The organism is Streptomyces sp. NPDC015661 (genome assembly GCF_043077765.1).
Classification (GTDB): domain Bacteria; phylum Actinomycetota; class Actinomycetes; order Streptomycetales; family Streptomycetaceae; genus Streptomyces.
The window spans coordinates 455226-475094 of record NZ_JBIBST010000007.1 but is presented as its reverse complement, the minus strand read 5'-3'; the positions used below and the strand labels follow the sequence as shown (position 1 = coordinate 475094).

General features: G+C 74.0%; 15 protein-coding genes. 8 read left to right on the top strand and 7 right to left on the bottom strand.

What is annotated here, in order from left to right; genetic code table 11:
• Window positions 1–57 precede the first annotated feature (57 nt).
• Window positions 58–1839 carry a 3-hydroxyacyl-CoA dehydrogenase family protein gene (locus ACF07V_RS21590; RefSeq protein ID WP_392156303.1) on the bottom strand — a complete coding sequence of 594 codons (1782 nt, stop codon included), beginning with the start codon at window positions 1837–1839 and terminating at the stop codon, window positions 58–60.
• Window positions 1840–2181: 342 nt separating this feature from the next.
• Here ACF07V_RS21590 and ACF07V_RS21585 point away from each other — a divergent pair, with 342 nt between their 5' ends.
• Complete coding sequence (locus ACF07V_RS21585) at window positions 2182–2790, top strand: HEAT repeat domain-containing protein (RefSeq protein WP_392156301.1); 609 nt, start codon at window positions 2182–2184, stop codon at window positions 2788–2790.
• Here ACF07V_RS21585 and ACF07V_RS21580 read toward each other — a convergent pair.
• The 4 genes from ACF07V_RS21580 to ACF07V_RS21565 form a co-directional block, all read right to left on the bottom strand.
• Window positions 2764–4074, bottom strand: a complete 1311-nt coding sequence (locus ACF07V_RS21580) for an MFS transporter (RefSeq protein WP_392156299.1) — start codon at window positions 4072–4074, stop codon at window positions 2764–2766. The two genes, ACF07V_RS21585 and ACF07V_RS21580, sit on opposite strands and share 27 nt — an antisense overlap.
• A gap of 133 nt (window positions 4075–4207) precedes the next feature.
• Window positions 4208–4660, bottom strand: a complete 453-nt coding sequence (locus tag ACF07V_RS21575) for a RidA family protein (protein WP_392156297.1) — start codon at window positions 4658–4660, stop codon at window positions 4208–4210.
• 79 nt (window positions 4661–4739) lie between these two features.
• Window positions 4740–6368, bottom strand: a complete 1629-nt coding sequence (locus ACF07V_RS21570) for an alpha/beta hydrolase (protein ID WP_392156295.1) — start codon at window positions 6366–6368, stop codon at window positions 4740–4742.
• Window positions 6369–6482: 114 nt separating this feature from the next.
• Window positions 6483–7514, bottom strand: coding sequence for an Rv2578c family radical SAM protein (locus ACF07V_RS21565; RefSeq protein WP_392156293.1), 1032 nt, complete (start codon window positions 7512–7514; stop codon window positions 6483–6485).
• Window positions 7515–7661: 147 nt separating this feature from the next.
• Between ACF07V_RS21565 and ACF07V_RS21560 the strand changes: the two genes are divergently transcribed.
• Both ACF07V_RS21560 and ACF07V_RS21555 read left to right on the top strand, forming a co-directional pair.
• Window positions 7662–8105, top strand: coding sequence for an SRPBCC family protein (locus ACF07V_RS21560; protein WP_017236784.1), 444 nt, complete (start codon window positions 7662–7664; stop codon window positions 8103–8105).
• 238 nt (window positions 8106–8343) lie between these two features.
• Window positions 8344–10806, top strand: a complete 2463-nt coding sequence (locus tag ACF07V_RS21555; protein WP_392156291.1) for an MFS transporter — start codon at window positions 8344–8346, stop codon at window positions 10804–10806.
• An 11-nt stretch (window positions 10807–10817) separates the two neighbouring features.
• Here ACF07V_RS21555 and ACF07V_RS21550 read toward each other — a convergent pair whose 3' ends face one another.
• Window positions 10818–11957 carry a hypothetical protein gene (locus ACF07V_RS21550; protein WP_392156289.1) on the bottom strand — a complete coding sequence of 380 codons (1140 nt, stop codon included), beginning with the start codon at window positions 11955–11957 and terminating at the stop codon, window positions 10818–10820.
• 161 nt (window positions 11958–12118) lie between these two features.
• On the opposite strand from ACF07V_RS21550, the gene ACF07V_RS21545 reads away from it, so the two are divergent.
• The 5 genes from ACF07V_RS21545 (at window position 12119) to ACF07V_RS21525 (ending at window position 19102) form a co-directional block, all read left to right on the top strand.
• On the top strand, window positions 12119–13867 hold the full coding sequence (locus tag ACF07V_RS21545) for a hypothetical protein (protein WP_392156287.1): 1749 nt from the start codon (window positions 12119–12121) through the stop codon (window positions 13865–13867).
• A 95-nt stretch (window positions 13868–13962) separates the two neighbouring features.
• Window positions 13963–14796: a M55 family metallopeptidase gene (locus ACF07V_RS21540; protein WP_392156285.1), complete on the top strand. Its 834-nt coding sequence runs from the start codon at window positions 13963–13965 to the stop codon at window positions 14794–14796.
• A complete protein-coding gene (locus ACF07V_RS21535; RefSeq protein WP_392156283.1) occupies window positions 14789–16123 on the top strand; it encodes a M20/M25/M40 family metallo-hydrolase in 1335 nt (444 codons plus the stop codon). The genes ACF07V_RS21540 and ACF07V_RS21535 overlap by 8 nt, the downstream gene beginning before the upstream one ends.
• A gap of 46 nt (window positions 16124–16169) precedes the next feature.
• Window positions 16170–18170: a S9 family peptidase gene (locus ACF07V_RS21530; RefSeq protein WP_392156281.1), complete on the top strand. Its 2001-nt coding sequence runs from the start codon at window positions 16170–16172 to the stop codon at window positions 18168–18170.
• Window positions 18167–19102, top strand: a complete 936-nt coding sequence (locus tag ACF07V_RS21525) for an LD-carboxypeptidase (RefSeq protein ID WP_392156279.1) — start codon at window positions 18167–18169, stop codon at window positions 19100–19102. The genes ACF07V_RS21530 and ACF07V_RS21525 overlap by 4 nt, the downstream gene beginning before the upstream one ends.
• A 69-nt stretch (window positions 19103–19171) precedes the next feature.
• Here ACF07V_RS21525 and ACF07V_RS21520 read toward each other — a convergent pair whose 3' ends face one another.
• Window positions 19172–19825, bottom strand: coding sequence for a GntR family transcriptional regulator (locus ACF07V_RS21520; protein ID WP_392156277.1), 654 nt, complete (start codon window positions 19823–19825; stop codon window positions 19172–19174).
• Window positions 19826–19869: the final 44 nt, after the last annotated feature.

Here is a 19869-nt window from a genome sequence, read left to right as displayed (position 1 = left end):
GGGACACCGGCGGTGCCCGGGGGGCTCAGCAGACCGCCCCAGCCGGGGCCGCGGGGCTCAGCGTCGGGCATATTCGCGGAAGCCGCGACCCGTCTTGCGGCCGAGGCAGCCCGCCGCGACCAGGTGCTCCAGGAGCGGGGCGGGGGCGAGGCCCGGGTCGCGGAACTCGCGGTGCAGCACCTGCTCGATCGCGAGCGAGACGTCCAGGCCGACCACGTCGAGCAGCTCGAACGGGCCCATCGGGTAGCCGCCGCCCAGCTTCATCGCCGCGTCGATGTCGTCCAGGGTCGCGTAGTGCTCCTGGACCATCTTGATCGCGTTGTTCAGGTACGGGAAGAGCAGCGCGTTCACGATGAAGCCGGCGCGGTCGCCGCAGTCCACCGGGTGCTTCCTGATCTTCGCGGTGACCTCGCGGACGGTGGCGTGGACGTCGTCGCCGGTCAGGACCGTGCGGACGATCTCGACCAGCTTCATCGCCGGCGCCGGGTTGAAGAAGTGCATCCCGATGACGTCCTGCGGGCGCGTGGTGGCCCGGGCGCAGGCGATGACGGGCAGCGAGGAGGTCGTGGTGGCGAGCACCGCGCCCGGCTTGCAGATCTTGTCGAGCCGCGTGAACAGCTCCTGCTTGATCTCCAGGTCCTCGGCGACCGCCTCGACGGCCAGGTCGACCTCGGCGAAGGCGTCGAGGGAGCCGGCCGGGGTGATCAGGGCGAGCGTCTCGTCGCGGGCCTCGCCCGTCATCCGGCCCTTGTCGACCGAGCGGGCCAGGGACTTGGCGATCCGCGCCTTGGCGGTGTCCGCCTTCTCCTGGGAGCGGGCGGCGAGCACGACCGCGTACCCGGCCTTGGCGAAGACCTCGGCGATCCCGGAGGCCATCGTGCCCGAGCCGGCGACGCCGACCGAGCGGACCTCGCGGCCGTCGCCGGTCCCGGCGGAGGTCAGCGGGGTCAGCGCGTCGCGCACGACCTCGCCGGAGCCCGGCGCCGCGTACGTGTAGAAGCCGCGGCCCGCCTTGCGGCCGGTCAGACCGGCCTCGCTGAGCTGCTTGAGGATCGGGGCGGGGGCGTGCAGCCGGTCGTGCGAGGCCGCGTACATGGCCTCCAGGACCGTACGGGCCGTGTCGACGCCGATCAGGTCGAGCAGCGCCAGCGGGCCCATCGGCAGGCCGCAGCCCAGCTTCATCGCCGCGTCGATGTCCTCGCGGGAGGCGTACTTGGCCTCGTACATGGCGGCGGCCTGGTTCAGGTAGCCGAAGAGCAGGCCGTCCGCGATGAAACCGGCCCGGTCCCCGACCGCCACCGGCTCCTTGCCGAGGTCCTGCGCGAGGCGCGTCACGGCGTCCACGGCGCGCGGGTCGGTCAGCACGGAGGAGACGACCTCGACCAGCTTCATGGCCTGGACCGGGGCGAAGAAGTGCAGGCCCAGGACCCGCTCGGGGTGCGCCGAGTCGGCGGCGAGCCGGGTCACGGAGAGGGCGTTCGTGCCGGTGGCCAGGATCGTGCCGGGCCGGACGATCCCGTCCAGGGCGCGGAAGACCTCCTGCTTCGCCTCGTACGACTCGGGCACGACCTCGATGACGAGGTCGGCCTCGGCGGCCGCCTGGAGGTCGGAGAAGGTACGGAAACGGGCCAGGACGTCCTGGCGCTCCTCCTCGGTGATCCGCTCGCGGGCCACGGCGCGGGCGGTGGAGGCCTCCAGGGCGGCGACGGCCTGGGCGGCGGCGGTGTCGCTGATGTCGATGCCGATGACCTCGCGGCCGGCCCGGGCGAGGACGTCGGCGATGCCCGCGCCCATGGTGCCGAGACCGACGACGGCGATGGTGGAGAGAGGGGTGTCCATCAGGGGACTCCAGAGGAAGAGTGACGACTGAGGGCAGTGCGTGGGAAACGTGAGTGCGCGGGTGCGGCTGCGTGCGAGAGGAGCACACGAGTGGTGCCGCTGAAATGCGCGAGAGGGAACGCGCGAGGAAGGGCGATGCCCCTGGGAAAAGGAGCGACGGACTCTGTCCCGGAGCCACGTCGAAACTGCCGAACCGACAAGCGAACACAACGGCTGCGTCACCAGGCCGTCGTGCGAAGTGCGGGTGGTGCCCGCTCACCTGAGACTAACCGGCCGGTAACGAGCGCGCCAGTCCCGGGAAGTTGGGAAAGTGTGATCTGGATCGCGGATAGGGTCGGATTCATGGAAATCGCCGAGGATCCGGAATTCTGCTCGATGATCGATCGATTGCGGGACGAGATCGTGAATGACACCGGAGAACTCCCGGCGGCATTCACGGAACTCTCGGAACTCGCCGTTACAGGGGATCGGGAGGAACTGCACCGCGTCCTCACCGCGCCCGGACAGCCGCTCTGGGCCCGCGAGATCGCCGCCTACGTCCTCGGTGTCGCCGGCGACCCCCGCGCCTTCGAGGCCCTCGTGCTCCTCCTCAACCACCGCGATCCGGAGCGCTGCGTCACCGCCGCCCACGCCCTGGCCCGGCTCGGCGACCCGCGCACCGCGCGCGCGGCCGCCGCCCTCGCCACCAACGAACTCCGGGTCGCCTACGCCCTGCTGCCGGTGCGGCTGCTCGCCGAGCTCCGCGCCCCCGAGTCCGTCCCGGCCCTGATCACCGTCCTCGGACGGCGACTTCGGGCCGACGACCCCCACTGGCGCGTCGGCCTCGCCTGCGTCGAGGGCCTCGGCACCCTGGGAGACCCCGGCGCCCGCCCGGCCCTGGAGGCGGCGCTCCCGCACCCCCGGCTCGGCTCCGCGGCCAGGACCTCACTTCGGCGACTCGACGCCCACTGACGCGGGACGCCGGCGGGCCGGAACCAGGGTCCCGGCCGCCGCGAGAACCGCCGGGAGCGCGGTCAGCGCGAAGCACAGGGGCAGCGGCAACCGCTCCACCAGCAGACCCGCACCGGCCGTGGCCACCGTCGTGCCCGCGTTGAACGCGGTGTTGACCCAGGCGCCGGCCCGGGTGCGCCACTCCTCCCCGACGGCCTCGTCGGCCAGGAGATAGGCGCTGGTGATGGCCGGCGCCACGAAGAGACCGCCGAGCGCCACCCAGCCGACCAGCGCGTACGGATGCGGGGCGAGCCCCGCCGACGCCAGGACCGCGCCGAGGCCGAGTGCCAGGGCCGACAGGCGTACCGCGGTGGGCACCCGCCACGGCACGGCGCCGTACACGAGGCCGCCGACCGCGCTGCCCGCCGAGAGGGCGGCCGCCGCCCACGGCACCGCCCCCGGGCGGTGGTGCGCGTCGGCGAACGCGATCACAAGGAGTTCGACGGCACCCAGGCACATGCCGACCCCGGCCGCCCCGGCCGCCGCCCTCAGCAGCCCGGCCCCGGGGCCGCCCCGCAGGCCCGCGGCCCGCTCCGGCGCCGCTGTCCCTTGCTGTCCGGTCCCGGTTCCTTGCTTTCGGGTCCCTGCCTCTTGCCTTCCGGTCCCTGCCCCTTGCCTTCCGGTCGCGCTCCGCACCGCCGGCGAGGTGACGAACGCCAGCGTCCCGGTCAGGACGAGGCCGGCGCTCACCGCGAGCCCGGCCGGTGCCGACGCGTACCGCACGAGCAGTCCCACCAGCAACGGGCCCGTGACGAAGAGCAGTTCCTCCGCCACCGTGTCCAGGCTGTACGCGCGCCGCAGCAGGTCCCGGTCGGTCAGGATCCCGCTCCAGAGCGCCCGTGACACCGGGCCGAGCGGCGGAGTCAGCGCCCCCGCGGCGGCGGCCAGGAGCACGAGGACGGCCGACGGGGTCGCGGGCCGGGCGGTCGCCACCGCCAGCGCGAGGAGCAGCAGCGCGGACCCCGCGGCCAGCGGTACGAGGGCCCGGCGCGGCCCGAACCGGTCGACCAGGGCGGCCCGCGCGGGCGACAGCAGGACACCGGTCAGCGCGAGCACGGCCATGACCGTGCCGGCCGTGGCGTACGAACCGGTGCCGTCCTTGACGGAGAGGATCAGGGAGAGCGGGGCGACGCCGTTGGACAGCCGTCCCAGGAGGGCGGCACCGAAGGCACGGCGGGCGTGCGGGGTCCGCAGCACCGCGGCGTACGTGGGCGCGGGGGAGTGGGCAGGGGAGGTCACGGACATGACGGAGTTCCTCGGAAGAGGCGCCGGGCAGCGGCCTGCGGCGCCGTGGCGTGCGGGGGCGGCGGGACACCGTGCCCGGCTGGGCACGGTCGTCGGATCGCCGACTCCTACGCACGGAAGAGGAACATGCGCGTCAACGTAGCAGACGGAGCTCCGCCCCGGCCTCGCCGGGCGCCGGGGCCGTCCGCTCCGGTATCAGCGCGAACGCCTCGATCTCCACGAGCAGTTCCGGACGGACGAGCGCGGAGACCTGCACCGCCGAGCTCGCCGGCAGGGGCGCGCCAGCGAAGTGGGCGTCCCGGGCGTCCCGCACCGCCGGGAGGTGGGCGACGTCCGTGACGAAGTACGTCAGCTTCACGACGTCCCCGAAGCCCGCGCCGGCCGCCGCGAGGCAGCGCTCAAGGTTGGCGAAGACCTGGTGGGCCTGGGCCGCCGCGTCACCCTCCCCGACCACCGCGCCGGAGGCGTCGAGGGCGCACTGCCCGGATATCGCGACGAAGCGTCCCGTGCCCCACACGACGTGGCTGTACTGGGGGCTGGGCGCGAGGCCGTCGGGGGCGGGCACATGGGTGAGGTGGCTCGTCATGCCCCACATCCTCGCGCACACCACTGACAGTGCCCGCGACCCCTTGCGGGGCGCGGGCACCGTGGGGGCCGGAAGGCCGTCAGCGGACGTGGCCCAGGAGGCCGTGGAGCGCGACGCCCGCCGGTTCCGCGCGTACGGCGCCGGCCCGCTTGCCGGACTTCTCCGGGGCCGTCGGCGCGGCGGCGGTCACGGGCTCCGGCTCGGGCTCGGGGAGTGCGGCGCAGACCGCGTCCACCTCGGCGTCGCCCTCGCCGCGCGGGACCTCGCCGGTGGCGAGGTAGGCGGCCAGGTGCCCGTCGAGGCAGTCGTTCCCGCCGAGGGTCACGCCGTGGTTCCCGCCGCCCTCCTCGACGACGAGGCTGGAGCCGCGGATCAGCCGGTGCAGGGCGACCCCGCCCTCGTACGGCGTCGCCGCGTCGTTCGTGGCCTGGAGGATGAGGACCGGCGGCACCTGGTCGTTGGTGACGTCCGGCGGGGTCAGGGACTCCACCGGCCAGAAGGCGCAGGGCGCGTTGTACCAGGCGTTGTTCCAGGTCGAGAACGGCGCCTTCGCGTGCACGTCCCAGCTGTCCTTGCGCCACACGTTCCAGTCGCGGGGCCAGCCCGCGTCCCGGCACTGCACGCTCGTGTAGACCGAGTAGCCGTTGTCGGCGGCCGCGTCGGCCTCCCCGTACCGCTCGTACGCCTCCTTCAGCGGCGCCGGGTCCGCGTCGTTGACGTATGCCGCGAAGGCGCTCGCGAGGCGGGGCCAGTAGCCGTTGTAGTACCCGCCCGGCAGGTAGGTGTCCTCCAGCTCGCCGGGTCCGACCTTGCCGCCGGCCGGGTTCTCGCGCAGCTCGTCGCGCATCCGGTACCAGGCGGCCTCGACCGCCGCCGGGTCGGTGCCCAGCTTGTACACGGCGTTCTGCCGGGCCACCCAGGCCATGAAGTCCTTGTGGCGGGTGTCGAAGGCGTAGTCCTGCGCGATGTTGTCCTCGTACCAGACGCCGTGCGGGTTCACGACGGAGTCGAGCGCCATCCGCCGCACCCGGTCCGGGTACAGGCGCGCGTAGACGGAGCCCAGGTAGGTGCCGTACGAGTAGCCGAGGTAGTTGATCTTCGGCGCGCCGAGCGCCTCGCGGATCCGGTCCAGGTCCCGGGCGGTGCTCACGGTGTCGATGTACGGCAGCACGTCCGCGTACTTCTTGCCGCAGGCGTCGGCGAAGGACTGCGCCCGCTCGATCGCCGCCCGCTCGGCCGCGGCCCCGTTCGGCACCGAGTCCGCCCGCACGGGTGCGAAGTGGCCGGGCTTGCAGTCGAGCGCGGGCTCGCTCTTGCCGACGCCGCGCGGGTCGAAGCCGATCACGTCGTACTCGGCGGCCACCTTCGCGGGCAGCGAGGCCGCCACGTACCCGGCCATGCCGCGCCCGCTGCCGCCGGGCCCGCCCGGGTTCACGAGCAGCGGGCCCTGGAAGGTCTTCGCGGTGTGCGGGACCCGGGTGAGGGCGAGGGTGATCCGGCGCCCGGCCGGGTTGTCGTGGTTGAGCGGCACCTTCAGGGTGGCGCACTGGAGCCTGGGGTACGCCTTCGAGGCGCAGTCCGTCCAGGCGAGCGGGGGGAGCGGTCGGGGGGTCGGTTCACCGGCGCCCGCGGGGGCGGCGGGCAGGACGGTGACCGTCCCGGCGACCAGCGCTCCAGCGGCGATCAGCATTCCTGCGCGTGGGGTCATAGGGCGTTTGTGTCCCGAACCGGCACCGAGGGGACCTGTTTCGCCGAGAGTTGACCCGAACGGAGGGCGATCCGACGGCGTGTCAGGTGACCGGTCCGACGATCGGAAAAGACCTCAGAGGAGGGTGAGCTGCTCGGGGGCGGCCGCCAGGGAGGGCTCCTCCGGTACGGGGATCCGGCGCGCCGCTCCCCGGTGGGCGGGCCCGATGCCGAACTCGGCCGCCAGCTCGTGCACCTGACGGGTGATCCGGCGCTGGTACCAGGTCGGCGCGTAGGCCCCGTCCGCGTACATCCGCTCGTACCGCCGCACCAGGCCGGGGTGGTGCTCCCGCAGCCAGGCCATGAACCACTCGCGGGCGCCCGGCCGCAGGTGCAGCACGAGCGGGGTGACCGAGCTCGCGCCGGCCTCGGCGATCGCGCGGACCGTCGCGCGCAGCTGCTCGGGCCGGTCGCCGAGGAAGGGCACCACGGGTGCCATCAGGACCCCGCAGTCGATGCCGTGCTCGCCGAGGGTGCGGACGACGTCGAGGCGCCGCTGCGGCGAGGGGGTGCCGGGCTCGATCGTCCGCCAGAGCTCCTGGTCGGTGAAGCCGACGGAGACGGAGATGCCGACCTCGGTGACCCGGGCGGCCTCGGTGAGGAGCTCCAGATCGCGCAGGATCAGGGTGCCCTTCGTGAGGATCGAGAACGGGTTGGCCCGGTCCCGCAGCGCCGTGAGGATGCCCGGCATCAACCGGTAGCGGCCCTCGGCGCGCTGGTAGCAGTCGACATTGGTGCCCATGGCGATGTGCGCGCCCTGCCAGCGCGCGGAGGCCAGCTGCCGGGCGAGCAGCTCCGGAGCGTTGATCTTGACGACGATCTGGGAGTCGAAGCCGAGGCCGGTGTCGAGGTCGAGATAGCTGTGGGTCTTGCGGGCGAAGCAGTACACACACGCGTGCGTGCAGCCCCGGTACGGGTTGACCGTCCATTCGAACGGCATCCGGGAGGCCCCGGGCACCCGGTTCAGGATCGAGCGGGCCCGCACCTCGTGGAAGGTGATGCCCCGGAACTCGGGGGTGTCGAAGGTGCGGGTGGTGACCGCGTCCGTGCCGAACAGGGCGATGTCGGCGGGGGCGGCGGGGGTGTCGCCCAGATTGTCCCAGCGCATGGACGCCTCCTCGGTGGCTCTGCCTCGGCCGTTCGCCCAGAATAGAACACCTGTTCCCTTGATCGTTGCAACCCGGATTTCGCCCACCGGAGCCCACGTGGTTCGCTTGGCCCACACCCCCGAGGAATGACGAGCTGGAGGAAGTCCATGGCGCAGGTCGAGGCCACCACCGAACGGATCATCGCCGCCGACGCGGAGACGGTGTTCGACGCGCTGGCCGACTACAGCGGTACGCGCGCGAAGGTGCTCCCCGAGCACTTCAGCGAGTACGAGGTCCGCGAGGGCGGCGACGGCGAGGGCACCCTCGTCCACTGGAAGCTCCAGGCCACCAGCAAGCGCGTCCGCGACTGCCTCCTGGAGGTCACCGAGCCCACCGACGGGCAGCTCGTCGAGAAGGACCGCAACTCCTCCATGGTCACCACCTGGACCGTGACCCCCGCCGGCGAGGGCAAGTCCCGTGCCGTCGTGACCACCGTCTGGAACGGCGCCGGCGGCATCGGCGGCTTCTTCGAGAAGACCTTCGCGCCCAAGGGGCTCGGCCGCATCTACGACGCCGTCCTCGCCAAGCTGGCGGACGAGGTCGAGAAGTAACGCCCGGAGCGTTCACCGATTCGAGTGGATCGCCCGCGCCCCCGTACCCGCGCCACCGCGTACCGGGGGGCGCGGGCCTTCTCGTAAACGCGCTGATGAGCGACCCAAGTGCGCCGTAGTGCAGGGACGTTCACCCCCCGGCGTGCCACCACCCTCCCGTACCGCCCGACTTGCTCCCCCTTCGTGCGCAATGCGAAGAATGGCGCGGCGCAGACGCCGCGACGAGGGGAGCAGACACGTGGGTGCGATCACGATCGTGAAAGGCGTCGAGGACGCCACGGGGGACCCGGAACCCCTGGACGCTCCACCCGGCGACCCCGCCCCACCGGCCGGGCCGGGGCCCGCCGGCCTCGACCCCCGCCGCGTCCGGCTCGTCTTCTGCGGCCTCATGCTCGCGCTGCTCCTCGCCGCGCTGGAGCAGATGATCGTCGCCACCGCCCTGCCGAAGATCGTCGGCGAACTCCAGGGCCTGGACCGGATGTCCTGGGCGATCACCGCCTACCTGCTGACCTCCACCATCGGCCTGCCGGTCTACGGAAAGCTCGGCGACCTCCTCGGCCGCAAGGGCGTCTTCCTCTTCGCGATCGTCGTCTTCGTCATCGGCTCCGGCCTCGCCGGCTGGTCCCGCACGATGGACCAGCTCATCGCCTTCCGCGCCATCCAGGGCATCGGCGCCGGCGGGCTCATGATCGGCGTCCAGGCGATCATCGCCGACATCGTCCCCGCCCGGGAACGCGGCCGCTACATGGGGCTGATCGGCGCCGCCTTCGGCCTCGCCTCCGTCGCGGGACCCCTGCTCGGCGGCTTCTTCACCGACCACGTCTCCTGGCGCTGGTGCTTCTACTTCAACGTGCCCTTCGGGCTCCTCACCCTCGCCGTCGTCGCCGCCGTCCTCAAACTCCCGAAGCCCACCGCACGCGCGCGGTTCGACGTCCTCGGCGCACTGCTCCTCGCCGCCGCCTCCACCTGCCTCGTCCTCCTGACGAGCTGGGGCGGCACCGAGTACGCCTGGAACTCCCGGGTCATCCTCGCCCTGGCCGGCGGAGCCGCCGCAACGGCCCTGCTCTTCCTGGTCGTCGAGCACGTCGCGCCCGAACCCCTCATCCCGCTGCGGCTGTTCCGCGACTCCGTCTTCACCGTCACCGCCCTCGTCGGCGCCGTCGTCGGCATCGCGCTCTTCGGCGCCGCCAGCTACCTCCCCAGCTTCCTGCAGATGGTCGAGGGCGCCAGCGCCACCGAGTCCGGCCTGCTGATGCTGCCGCTCATGGGCGGCATCGTCATCGCCTCCGTCGTCTCCGGCCAGCTCATCAGCCGCACCGGCCACTACAAGATCTACCCGGTGATCGGCGGCGCCGTCTCCGTCCTCGGCATGTGGCTGCTCTCCCGCATGGACACCGACACCCCGCGCCTCCAGCACAGCCTGTGGCAGGCCGTCCTCGGCACCGGGATCGGTCTCGTCATGCCCGTGCTCGTGCTCGCCGTGCAGAACTCCGTCCGCCCCGCCGACCTCGGCACCGCCACCAGCGCCCACAACTACTTCCGCCAGATCGGCGGCAGCGTCGGCGCCGCCGTCTTCGGCACCCTCTTCGCCTCCCGGCTCGACGACGCCCTCGGCGACCGGCTCGCCCACGTCCCGGCGCGGGACTCCGCGCACCTGCCGCCGGCCGAGTCGATCACCCCGGGGACCGTCCACAACCTGCCGCCCGCCCTGCGCGACGCGTACATCCAGGCGTACGCGGACGCGATGCCGCGGATCTTCCTCTACCTCGTGCCGGTCCTCGTACTCGGCCTCGTCCTCGCCTTCTTCCTCAAGGAGAAACCGCTGGTGTCCCACCACAGCCCCCTCACCGAGGCCACCGACATCACCTTCGACACCGCCGCCCAGGCCGTGCCGCACGCCCGCCACGCCGCCCCCGCCCCGGCCGTCGCCACCCCTCCGCACGCCGGGGTCCCCGTCTGCGGCACCGTCCAGCACCACGACGGCAGCCGTGTCCCCCGGGCCGCGCTCACCCTCATCGACGTCCAGGGCCGCCAGATCGGCCGCGGCGCGAGCGGCGAGGACGGCCGGTACGCCCTGAGCGTCCCCGGCGGCGGCGCGTACGTCCTGATCGCGGCGGCCGGCGGCCACCAGCCGCAGGCCGTCTCCGTCACCGTCGGCGACCGGCCGGTGGAGCTCGACGTCGTCCTCGGCGGCGCCGGACGGCTCGCGGGCAGCGTCGTCACCGCCGACGGCACGCCCGTGCGTGACGCGGCCGTCACCCTGACCGACGTGCGCGGCGAGGTCGTCGCCTCCACCCGCAGCGGACGCGAGGGCGGGTACGTCATCGGCGAACTCGTCGCGGGCGAGTACACGCTCGCCGCCAGCGCCCCCGCCTTCCGGCCCGCCGCGCTCCCCGTGAGCGTCCAGTCCTCCCGCGAGACCCGCCAGGACATCGAACTGGCCGGCGGCGCGGTGCTGCGCGGCACCGTGCGGGCCGGGGGAGGGCGCCCCGTGGAGGACGCCCGGGTCACCCTCCTCGACGCGGCCGGCAACGTCGTCGACACCCTCACCACCGGCGCCGACGGCACCTTCCGCTTCATCGACCTGTCCTCCGGCGAGTACACGGTCATCGCCGCCGGCTACCCGCCCGTCGCCACCGTCCTCCAGGTGGCCGGCGGCGGCCGCACCGAGCGCGACCTCCAGCTCGGCCACGAGGACTGACCGGGCTCCCCTCAGGAGGTGGTCGTCGCCCTGCGCAGCGCGCTGATGCAGGTGCCGATCGCCTCCTGGAGGGCTTCGAGGCGCTGGAGCATGTCCGCTTCGTAGATGTCCTCCTCCATCACCTCGTCCAGCGTCAGCTCCTCGAAGACCTTCGTCGCCTTCTGCAGGCTGTTGTAGAACTTCGTCCGCCGCTCCTGGACGCGCAGCGCCGGATCCTCCTCGACCGCCTTGGCGACCAGGCCCTTCACCGTGTCGTAGGCCTCACCGGCCCACTCGCCCGCCTCCTCCGAGTCGTCCAGCTCGTCGAGGAGCGAGAGGTGCCGCTCGGCCTCGGCCCGCAGCTCGGCCGGCGCCTCGACGGTCTGCCCGGCGGGGGTCTTGATCTGGCCGTTCTCGACGATCTGGCGGACGTACCCGATGCGGTCGGCCGCCTTCGCCTCGCTCGCCACCGCCTTCTTCAGGTCGTCGGTGCGGGCGAAGGCCCGGGCCATCTCGGTCTGGAGGGCCGGGTCCTCCTTCATCCGGTCGAGCAGCGCCCCGCGCGCGGCCTCCGCCGTCCCGGGGTCGGCGAGGATCGCCGCACGCAGCGCCGTCGGGTTCTCCGCGACCTCCAGTGCCTTCGTCGGCCGGATGCCCTCCGCCTCGGCCGCCGCGGTGATCGCCTGACCGCGCACCGAGGACGCGCTGTTGCGCGAGGTGTAGTACGACAGCCAGACGTCCGCGTCCGGCAGCTCGATGTCCTCGCCCGGGACCAGCACCTCGAACTGCGGGACCAGACCGTCGTCGGCCGCCATGTCCCAGGCCTTGTAGTAGCGCATGACCCGCTCGGGCGAGCACCCCGCGAGCTCGGCGAAGGCCTTCGCGGAGACCTTCGTCCGGGCCGTGCCCTCGGCGGGCTGGCCGCCCGGCCGCACGCTCCGGGCCACCTTCAGCGCGAAGGTCCAGCCGCCGGTCCGCGCGTAGACCCCGAAATCCTGGGCGTCACGGACGACGACCGGGTCGTGGTCCGGGCCGTGGTCGTCGTCGTCCTCCTCCTGGGTTCCCTGGACGCCCTCCGCGGCGGCCCGGGGCTCGGGAGCCGAGGGCTCCCAGAACTCCGGCTCCTCGGCCATGACGGGCGTGGTTTCGGACGGGGTGAAGGCGATGGTCACCGCGAGCTCTCCGGAAGGTCGGGAACGACAACTGAGACAGCCTATACGCACCCGTTGGCAATGGTTCGTCCGATTCGGTGGACGCCAAACGGGTGGCGCGTGGGGTGGCAGTCAGGACAGCATGCCTCCATGACCAACGGAATCGAGCTCCACCCCGCGCGGTGAGCGCCTCGTACGAGCGCTCGACGCTCGCCCCCGCCCTGTCCGACCACGCCCTCGGCCTGCGCGGCGCACCCGTCCCCAAGGGCGGCCACCCCCTCCCCGACTCCGCGTGCCCTCCACGCCCCCGCGGCCCGGCACCCCGCTACCCGGAGGCACTCGCCCGCGTGACGGACGTCCTCCTGCGGCTGTTGCTCGCCCCACCCGGCACCGACGCGGAAGGCGCACTCCTCGCCGTCGGGGTCCGCGACCGGATCCTCTTCCGGGCCGCCGCGACACTCGAACATCCCGACCACCGCGCCGCCCGCGCCCTCGGCCGCCGCCTCGTACGGACCGGGACCACCCTCGTCGGCGTGGCCGGCGGACTCGGCCTCCTCAGCCGGTACGCGGAACCCGAGGACGTGCCGTACCTGCGCGACCTCGGGCTGCTCCACGGACTGGGGTCCGCCGCCGCGGAGGCCCTCGCACCGCTGGACCCGCAGGCCGCCGCGACGGTCGGTCTGGCACAGCGCGCGCAGGGGACCGGGCTGCGTGCCCTCGCGGACGCCCTGGTCTCCGGCCGGGCCGACGGCCTGCGCGACCTCGTCGTGGCCGTGCGGGCCGATCCCGCACGGGACGTGAGTCCCGGCCAGGCCCGCTCGATCGCCGAGGCCGTCCGGCTTCCCGCGCTCCTCCGGGCACACCCCGACGATCCCGCACTGCTCGCCCAGGCGGTGCTCCTGCTCGCCAGGATGACCAGTCGCAGCGACTACACGACCGCGCTCCTGCGGTACGGCGAGGCGAAGGAGCTGTACGAGGCGATCACCGCGCGCCTGGCCGGCGCGGCCCCGCCGACCGACCTCGACCTCCGGGCCCGGCTGCTCTCGCTCGCCGTCGACCTCCACAGCGGCGCCTCGTCCCTGCTCGACTGGGGGCCCGGGCGCCGTGCGGAGGTCCTCGGCACCCTGCTCGACGCCGGCGGGGAGGCACCCGGGGCCGCCGAGGATCCGCGCGAGCGGCAGCGGGCCGCCTGGATCCGCCGGACGGCGCCCCGGCTCCGCGCCGTCACCGCCGCGGTGGCGCCGGGCCCGGCGCCCCGGCTGCGGATCGAGGTCGCCGTCGCCGACCCGGGCGACCCCGATGGCGCCGAGACCCGCTTCCTGGTCGACGGCCGCCCCCTCGTGCCCTGGGCGTTCGGCCTCGGGCCCGGCGACGTGCCCGAGCGGCTTCTCGACACCGGTGCCCTACGGGCCGGAGAGGAACCCCGCGAGGTCCGGCTCGCCGAGGCGTACTGCACCGAGGGCTGCTGCGGCGCCCTCTACGTCACCGTCCGCCGGGTGGGCCCGCACGTCGTGTGGGACGGCTGGAGCAGGCCCGGGGCACCGCGAGGGCTCCCGGACCTGCCCGAGCTGCGTTTCGACGCCGCCGCCTACGACACGGAGGTCACCCGGGCCGAGCGGGACCGGGGCTGGAGCTGGCCGGCCCGGGACACCGCCCGGCTGATCGCCCGGGGGCTGCGCGAGCGGCCCGGCCTGCTCGCCCGCTGGGGCCTGCGGCAGGGGTGGTCGAGCACGGACTTCCGCGACCCCGACACCACCGTGATCACCTACGTCGACCTGCCCCCGACCGCCGGCGGCGCGCCGGACGTCCAGCCGCGGCAGTACCTGTGGCGGCTTCCCGACGACGGCACCCCGCCCGAGCGGCGGGCCGCAGCCGCGCTGCGCAGGTTCGCGGAGGAGGACCCCAGGCGGTATCCGGAACCGGCCCGGTGACCCGTACCGCCGTCCGGCGGGTGCCAGAGGTCCACTCCAACGGCGGTTATCCACAGGGGTGGTAGGGCGGCCGGGCGGCGCGTACGGTGCCAGGCATGAAGATCCTCATCAGCGCCGACATGGAGGGCGCGACCGGTGTGACCTGGCCCGCCGACGTGCTGCCCGGCACGCCCCAGTGGGAGCGGTGCCGCGCGATGTTCACCTCCGACGTGAACGCCGCCGTGCTCGGCTTCTTCGACGGCGGCGCGGACGAAGTCCTCATCAACGAAGCCCACTCGTCCATGCGGAACCTGCTCCTGGAGCAGCTCGACGAGCGGGCCGAGATGCTCACCGGGCGGCACAAGTCCCTCTCGATGGTCGAGGGCGTGCAGCACGGGGACGTCGACGGCATCGCCTTCGTCGGTTACCACACCGGCGCCGGATCCGAGGGGGTCCTCGCCCACACCTACCTCGCCAACTCCATCACCGGGGTCTGGCTCAACGGCGAGCGGGCCAGCGAGGGCCTCCTCAACGCCCATGTGGTCGCGGAGTACGGCGTGCCCGTCGTCCTCGTCACCGGGGACGACCTGACCTGCGAGGACGCCCTCGGCTATGCGCCCGAGGCGCCCAAGGTCGCCGTCAAGGATCACATCTCGCGGTACGCGGCGGTGTGCCGCACCCCGGCCAGGACCGCCGCCGACATCCGGGCCGCCGCGAAGACCGCCGCAGCGCTCGCCGTCCGGCACGAGCCGGTCCGGGGCGGCCCGTTCACCGTCGAGCTCGAGTTCGACGCCGAGCACCTGGGCGCCGCCGCCACGGTGGTTCCCGGCGTGGCGCGGAGCGGCGAGCGGCGCGTCGCGTACACCAGCGAGACGATGTACGAGGCAATTCGCACGTTCAAGGCGGTCACGACCATCGTCTCGGCCGCGGTGGAGGAGCAGTATGGCTGAGGAGGTCCGGGGCCCGGACACGACGGCGCTCGACGAGGTGGTCACCTTCACCTCCGAGCTCATCCGCATCGACACCACCAACCGCGGCGGCGGCGACTGCCGCGAGCGGCCGGCCGCCGAGTACGTCGCCGAGCGGCTCGCGGACGCCGGGATCGAACCGACCCTCCTGGAGCGGACCCCCGGCCGCACCAACGTCGTGGCGAGGATCCCCGGCACCGACCCCTCGGCCGAGGCGCTCCTCGTCCACGGCCATCTGGACGTCGTGCCCGCCGACCCCGCCGAATGGACCGTGCACCCCTTCTCCGGCGAGGTCCGCGACGGGCTCGTGTGGGGGCGCGGCGCCGTCGACATGAAGAACATGGACGCGATGGTCCTGGCCGTCGTCCGCGACTGGGCCCGGCAGGGCATCCGCCCGCGCCGGGACATCGTCCTCGCCTACACCGCGGACGAGGAGGCCAGCGCCGAGGACGGCTCCGGCTTCCTCGCCGACCGGCACGCCTCCCTCTTCGAGGGCTGTACGGAGGGCATCAGCGAGTCCGGGGCGTTCAGCTTCCACCCGCAGCCCGGCACCACCCTCTATCCGATCGCGGCGGGGGAGCGGGGCACCGCCTGGCTCAGGCTCACCGCCCACGGCCGGGCCGGCCACGGCTCCAAGGTGAACACGGCCAACGCCGTCACCCGCCTCGCCGAGGCCGTCGCCCGGATCGGCGGCCACGCCTGGCCGGTCCGCCTCACCACGACCGTCCGCGCCGCCCTCACCGAACTGGCCGCGCTGTACGGCATCGACATCGACACGAGCGCCCCCGACCTCGACGTCGACCTCCTCCTCGACAAGCTCGGCCCCGCCGCCGCCCTCGTCGAGTCGACCGTCCGCAACAGCGCCAACCCGACGATGCTCGAAGCCGGTTACAAGGTCAACGTCATCCCGGGCCAGGCCGTCGCCCACGTCGACGGGCGGATGCTGCCGGGTACCGAGGAGGAGTTCGCCGCGACCATGGACCTGCTCACCGGGCCCGACGTGGAGTGGGAGTTCCACCACCGCGAGGTGCCCCTGGAGGCCCCGGTCGACTCGCCGACCTTCGCCAAGCTCCGGGCCGCCGTCGAGCGCTTCGACCCGGCCGGGCACGTCGTGCCGTTCACCATGTCCGGCGGCACCGACGCCAAGCAGTTCTCCCGGCTCGGCATCACCGGCTACGGCTTCTCGCCGCTCCGGCTGCCCCCGGGCCTCGACTACGGGGCGCTCTTCCACGGCGTCGACGAGCGCGTCCCCGTGGACGCCCTGCACTTCGGCGTCCGGGTGCTCGACCACTATCTGAAGTCCGCGTAGGTCCGTGACAGGGGGAGACAGGCCCGTGACAGGCAGGGGAGACGGTATGGCCACGACCACGGCCCGGTACGGCAGCTGGCCGTCACCCGTGAGCGCCGAGCTCGCCGCAGCGAGCGACGGGCGGCCCGAGTACCTCGGCACCGTCGGCGACGAGCTGTGGTGGACCGCGCCCCGCCCCGGGGAGGGCGGCCGGCGCGCCCTCGTCCGGCGGCGCGCCGACGGCACCGAGCAGAGCCTGCTGCCCGCCCCGTGGAACGTCCGCAGCCGGGTCATCGAGTACGGCGGGCAGCCCTGGGCGGCGGTCGCGCGCCGGGCGGGCGGACCGCTCGCCGTGTTCTGCCACTTCCCCGACCAGCGGCTCTACGCGTACGAACCCGATGCCCCCGGCGCGGAGCCGCGGCCGCTCACCCCGGTCTCCGCCGTCGGCGGCGGACTGCGCTGGGTGGACCCGGTGATCCACCCGGACCGGGGCGAGGTGTGGTGCGTCCTGGAGGAGTTCACCGGTCCCGCGCCCACCGACGTGCGCCGCGTCCTCGCCGCCGTGCCCCTCGACGGCTCGGCCGCCGGGGACCGCGCCGCCGTGCGCGAACTCTCCGACGGGCGCCACCGGTTCGTGACCGGACCCCGGCTCTCCCCGGACGGCCGCCGGGCCGCCTGGCTCGCCTGGGACCACCCCCGGATGCCCTGGGACGGCACCGAGGTCCTGCTCGCCGAGGTCACCCCCGAGGGCACCTTCGGAGCGGCCAGGACCGTCGCCGGAGGGACCGCCGAGTCGATCCCGCAGGTCGACTGGGACGCGGCCGGCCGGCTGCTCTTCGTCAGCGACCGCACCGGCTGGTGGAACCTCTACCGCGCCGAGACCGCCGCCGACGGCGGCCTCGCCGAACCGGAAGCGCTCTGCACCCGCGCCGAGGAGTTCGGCGGCCCGCTCTGGAAGATCGGACTCCGCTGGTTCACGCCCCTGGAGAACGGGCTGATCGCCGTCGTCCACGGCAGGGGAACCACCACCCTCGGCATCCTCGACCCCGAGCGCCGCGCCCTCGTCGACGCGGGCGGGACCCGCACGGAGTGGGCCTCCACCCTCGCCGCGCACGGCACCCGCGTGGTCGGCGTCGCCGCGGGGCCGCACCGCTCCTACGAGCTCGTCGAACTCGACACCCGCACCGGCCGCAGCCGCGTCGTCGGCGCGGCGCACACCGACGCCGTCGACCCCGCCCACCTTCCCGAGCCCCGGATCCGCACCTTCACCGGCCCCGGCGGGCGGGAGATCCACGCACAGGTCCACCCACCCCACCACCCCGGCTTCACCGGGCCCGAGGGCGAGCTGCCGCCCTATGTGATCTGGGCGCACGGCGGGCCCACCGGGCACGCCCCGCTCGTCCTCGACCTGGAGATCGCCTACTTCACCTCGCGGGGCATCGGTGTCGCCGAGGTCAACTACGGCGGCTCCACAGGCTACGGCCGGGAGTACCGGGAGCGGCTGCGCGAGCAGTGGGGCGTCGTCGACGTCGAGGACTGCGCGGCCGTCGCGTCGGCGCTCGCCGCGGAGGGCACCGCCGACCCGGCCCGGCTCGCCGTGCGCGGCGGCAGCGCGGGCGGCTGGACGACCGCCGCGTCCCTCGTCTCCACCGACGTGTACGCCTGCGGCACGATCATCTACCCCATCCTGGACCTGCGGGGCTGGGCCACCGACGAGACCCACGACTTCGAGTCCCAGTACCTGGAGGGACTCGTCGGACCGCTCGACGAGGTGCCCGCCCGCTACAAGGAGCGCTCGCCGATCGAGCACGTCGACCGCGTCACGGTCCCGTTCCTGCTGCTCCAGGGCCTCGACGACGTCATCTGCCCGCCCGCGCAGGCCGAGCGCTTCCTCGCCCGCACGGCCGGCCGGGGTGTCCCGCACGCCTACCTCGCCTTCGAGGGGGAGGGGCACGGCTTCCGCAGGGCCGACACCATGGTCCGCGCCCTGGAGGCCGAACTCGCGCTGTACGTACGGACCTTCGGGATCGACCGTACGGACACGGCGGATCTGGAGTACCGCACGTGACCCCACTGGAGGCCCTGGCCCGGGCCGAGCGGCTCGCGCCCGGGGCACGGGTCGCCGTCGTCGCCCCCAGCGGGCCCGTCCCCGAGGAGCGGCTCACCGCCGGGCTCGACATCCTGCGCGGCTGGGGCCTGGAGCCGGTGGTCGCCCCGCACGTCCTGGAGACCCACCCCGCTCTCGGCTACCTCGCCGGGGCGGACCGGGCGCGGGCCCGCGACCTGACGGAGGCCTGGTGCGACCCCACCGTCTCCGCCGTGCTGTGCGCGCGCGGCGGATTCGGGGCCCAGCGCATGGTGGACCTGGTCGACTGGACGGCGATCCGGGCGGCCGGACCCAAGGTCTTCGTCGGCTACAGCGACGTCACCGCCCTGCACGAGGCCTTCGCCGTTCGCGCGGGCTTCGCCACCCTGCACGGACCGATGGTCGCCGCCGCCACGTTCCTGTCGGACCCGCGCACCCGGGAGTCGCTGCGGACCACCCTCTTCGAGCCCGAGGACGCCCTGACGCTCGGCCTGGAGACGGCACGGGCCCTGGTGCCGGGCCGCGCCCGGGGCGTGACGCTCGGCGGCTGCGTCAGCCTCCTCGCCGCCGACCTCGGCACCCCGCACGGACGGCCCTCGGCGCGCGGCGGGCTGCTGCTCCTGGAGGACGTGGGGGAGGAGCCGTACCGCCTCGACCGCATCCTCACCCAACTCCTGCGCTCCGGCTGGCTCGACGGGGTCGCGGGCATCGGCCTCGGCTCCTGGGAGGAGTGCGGTCCGTACGAGGCGGTGCGCGCGGTGCTCGCCGACCGGCTCGGCGGCCTCGGGGTCCCGGTCCTGGAGGAGATGGGCTTCGGGCACAGCCCGACGGCGCTGACCCTGCCGCTCGGCCTGCCCGCCGTGCTCGACGCGGAGACGGGCACGCTCACCCTGGAGGCCCCGGCCCTGCGCTGAGCGGCAGCGGCTCCCCTACGAGCGACATCACGGCCGGCGGCTTCGCCGGCCGGGAGGCCCGCCGGAGGGCTACTCCGGCGCCGTCCTGCGCTGGTGCGCGGCGGCCTCGTCCCGGCTCGTCTCCAGGTGACGCAGGGCCAGCTTCTCGACGCGCTCCACGTCCCGCGCCTCGATCCCGCGGTACAGCTCCGCGTGCTCCTCGGCGACGACGGTGAAGTCGTCGTGCTGGCCGAGCATCCAGCGCATCCGGCTGCGCAGCGTCGCGTTGAGCTCGCTGAGCAGTGCGTTGTCCGCGAGCTCCGTGACGGTCTCGTGGAAGTCGGCGGCCGCGCGACGGGCGGCCTGGCCGTCGCCCCTGGCCGCCGCGGCCAGTTCGGCGTCGAGGTCGGCACGGAGCTTGGCGAGCCCCGCCCGGGTGCGGCGCTGCGCGGCGAGCCGGAAGCCGAGGATCTCCAGGGCGGACCTGACCTCGCCGAGGTCCGAGATGTCGGACGCGCTGAACTCCCGTACCACCGCCCAGGTGCGCGGTCGCGGCGTCACCAGGCCCTCCGCGACCAGGTCCCGCAGGGCGTCGCGGACGGGCAGCCGGCTCACGTCCAGCTCGGCCGCGATCTCCCGCTCCACCAGCCTGCTGCCGGGTGCCCGGGTCCCGTCGATGATCTGGTCGCGCAGTGCGCGCGTCACCCGCTCCGATTCGGGTCTGAATTCCTCAGCGCCTGTCATGGCGCCATTCTCCCACCGAGGAGTGGACGGCGATCCGCAGGACC

What these genes read in the sequence shown, in the direction of transcription:
- ACF07V_RS21520 (WP_392156277.1), bottom strand. Translation starts at nt 19,825, where the DNA reads ATGACAGGCGCTGAGGAATTCAGACCCGAATCGGAGCGGGTGACGCGC.
- ACF07V_RS21565 (WP_392156293.1), bottom strand. Translation starts at nt 7,514, where the DNA reads ATGCGCTGGGACAATCTGGGCGACACCCCCGCCGCCCCCGCCGACATC.
- ACF07V_RS21585 (WP_392156301.1), top strand. Translation starts at nt 2,182, where the DNA reads ATGGAAATCGCCGAGGATCCGGAATTCTGCTCGATGATCGATCGATTG.
- ACF07V_RS21580 (WP_392156299.1), bottom strand. Translation starts at nt 4,074, where the DNA reads ATGTCCGTGACCTCCCCTGCCCACTCCCCCGCGCCCACGTACGCCGCG.
- ACF07V_RS21560 (WP_017236784.1), top strand. Translation starts at nt 7,662, where the DNA reads ATGGCGCAGGTCGAGGCCACCACCGAACGGATCATCGCCGCCGACGCG.
- ACF07V_RS21535 (WP_392156283.1), top strand. Translation starts at nt 14,789, where the DNA reads ATGGCTGAGGAGGTCCGGGGCCCGGACACGACGGCGCTCGACGAGGTG.
- ACF07V_RS21540 (WP_392156285.1), top strand. Translation starts at nt 13,963, where the DNA reads ATGAAGATCCTCATCAGCGCCGACATGGAGGGCGCGACCGGTGTGACC.
- ACF07V_RS21575 (WP_392156297.1), bottom strand. Translation starts at nt 4,660, where the DNA reads ATGACGAGCCACCTCACCCATGTGCCCGCCCCCGACGGCCTCGCGCCC.
- ACF07V_RS21570 (WP_392156295.1), bottom strand. Translation starts at nt 6,368, where the DNA reads ATGACCCCACGCGCAGGAATGCTGATCGCCGCTGGAGCGCTGGTCGCC.
- ACF07V_RS21530 (WP_392156281.1), top strand. Translation starts at nt 16,170, where the DNA reads ATGGCCACGACCACGGCCCGGTACGGCAGCTGGCCGTCACCCGTGAGC.
- ACF07V_RS21590 (WP_392156303.1), bottom strand. Translation starts at nt 1,839, where the DNA reads ATGGACACCCCTCTCTCCACCATCGCCGTCGTCGGTCTCGGCACCATG.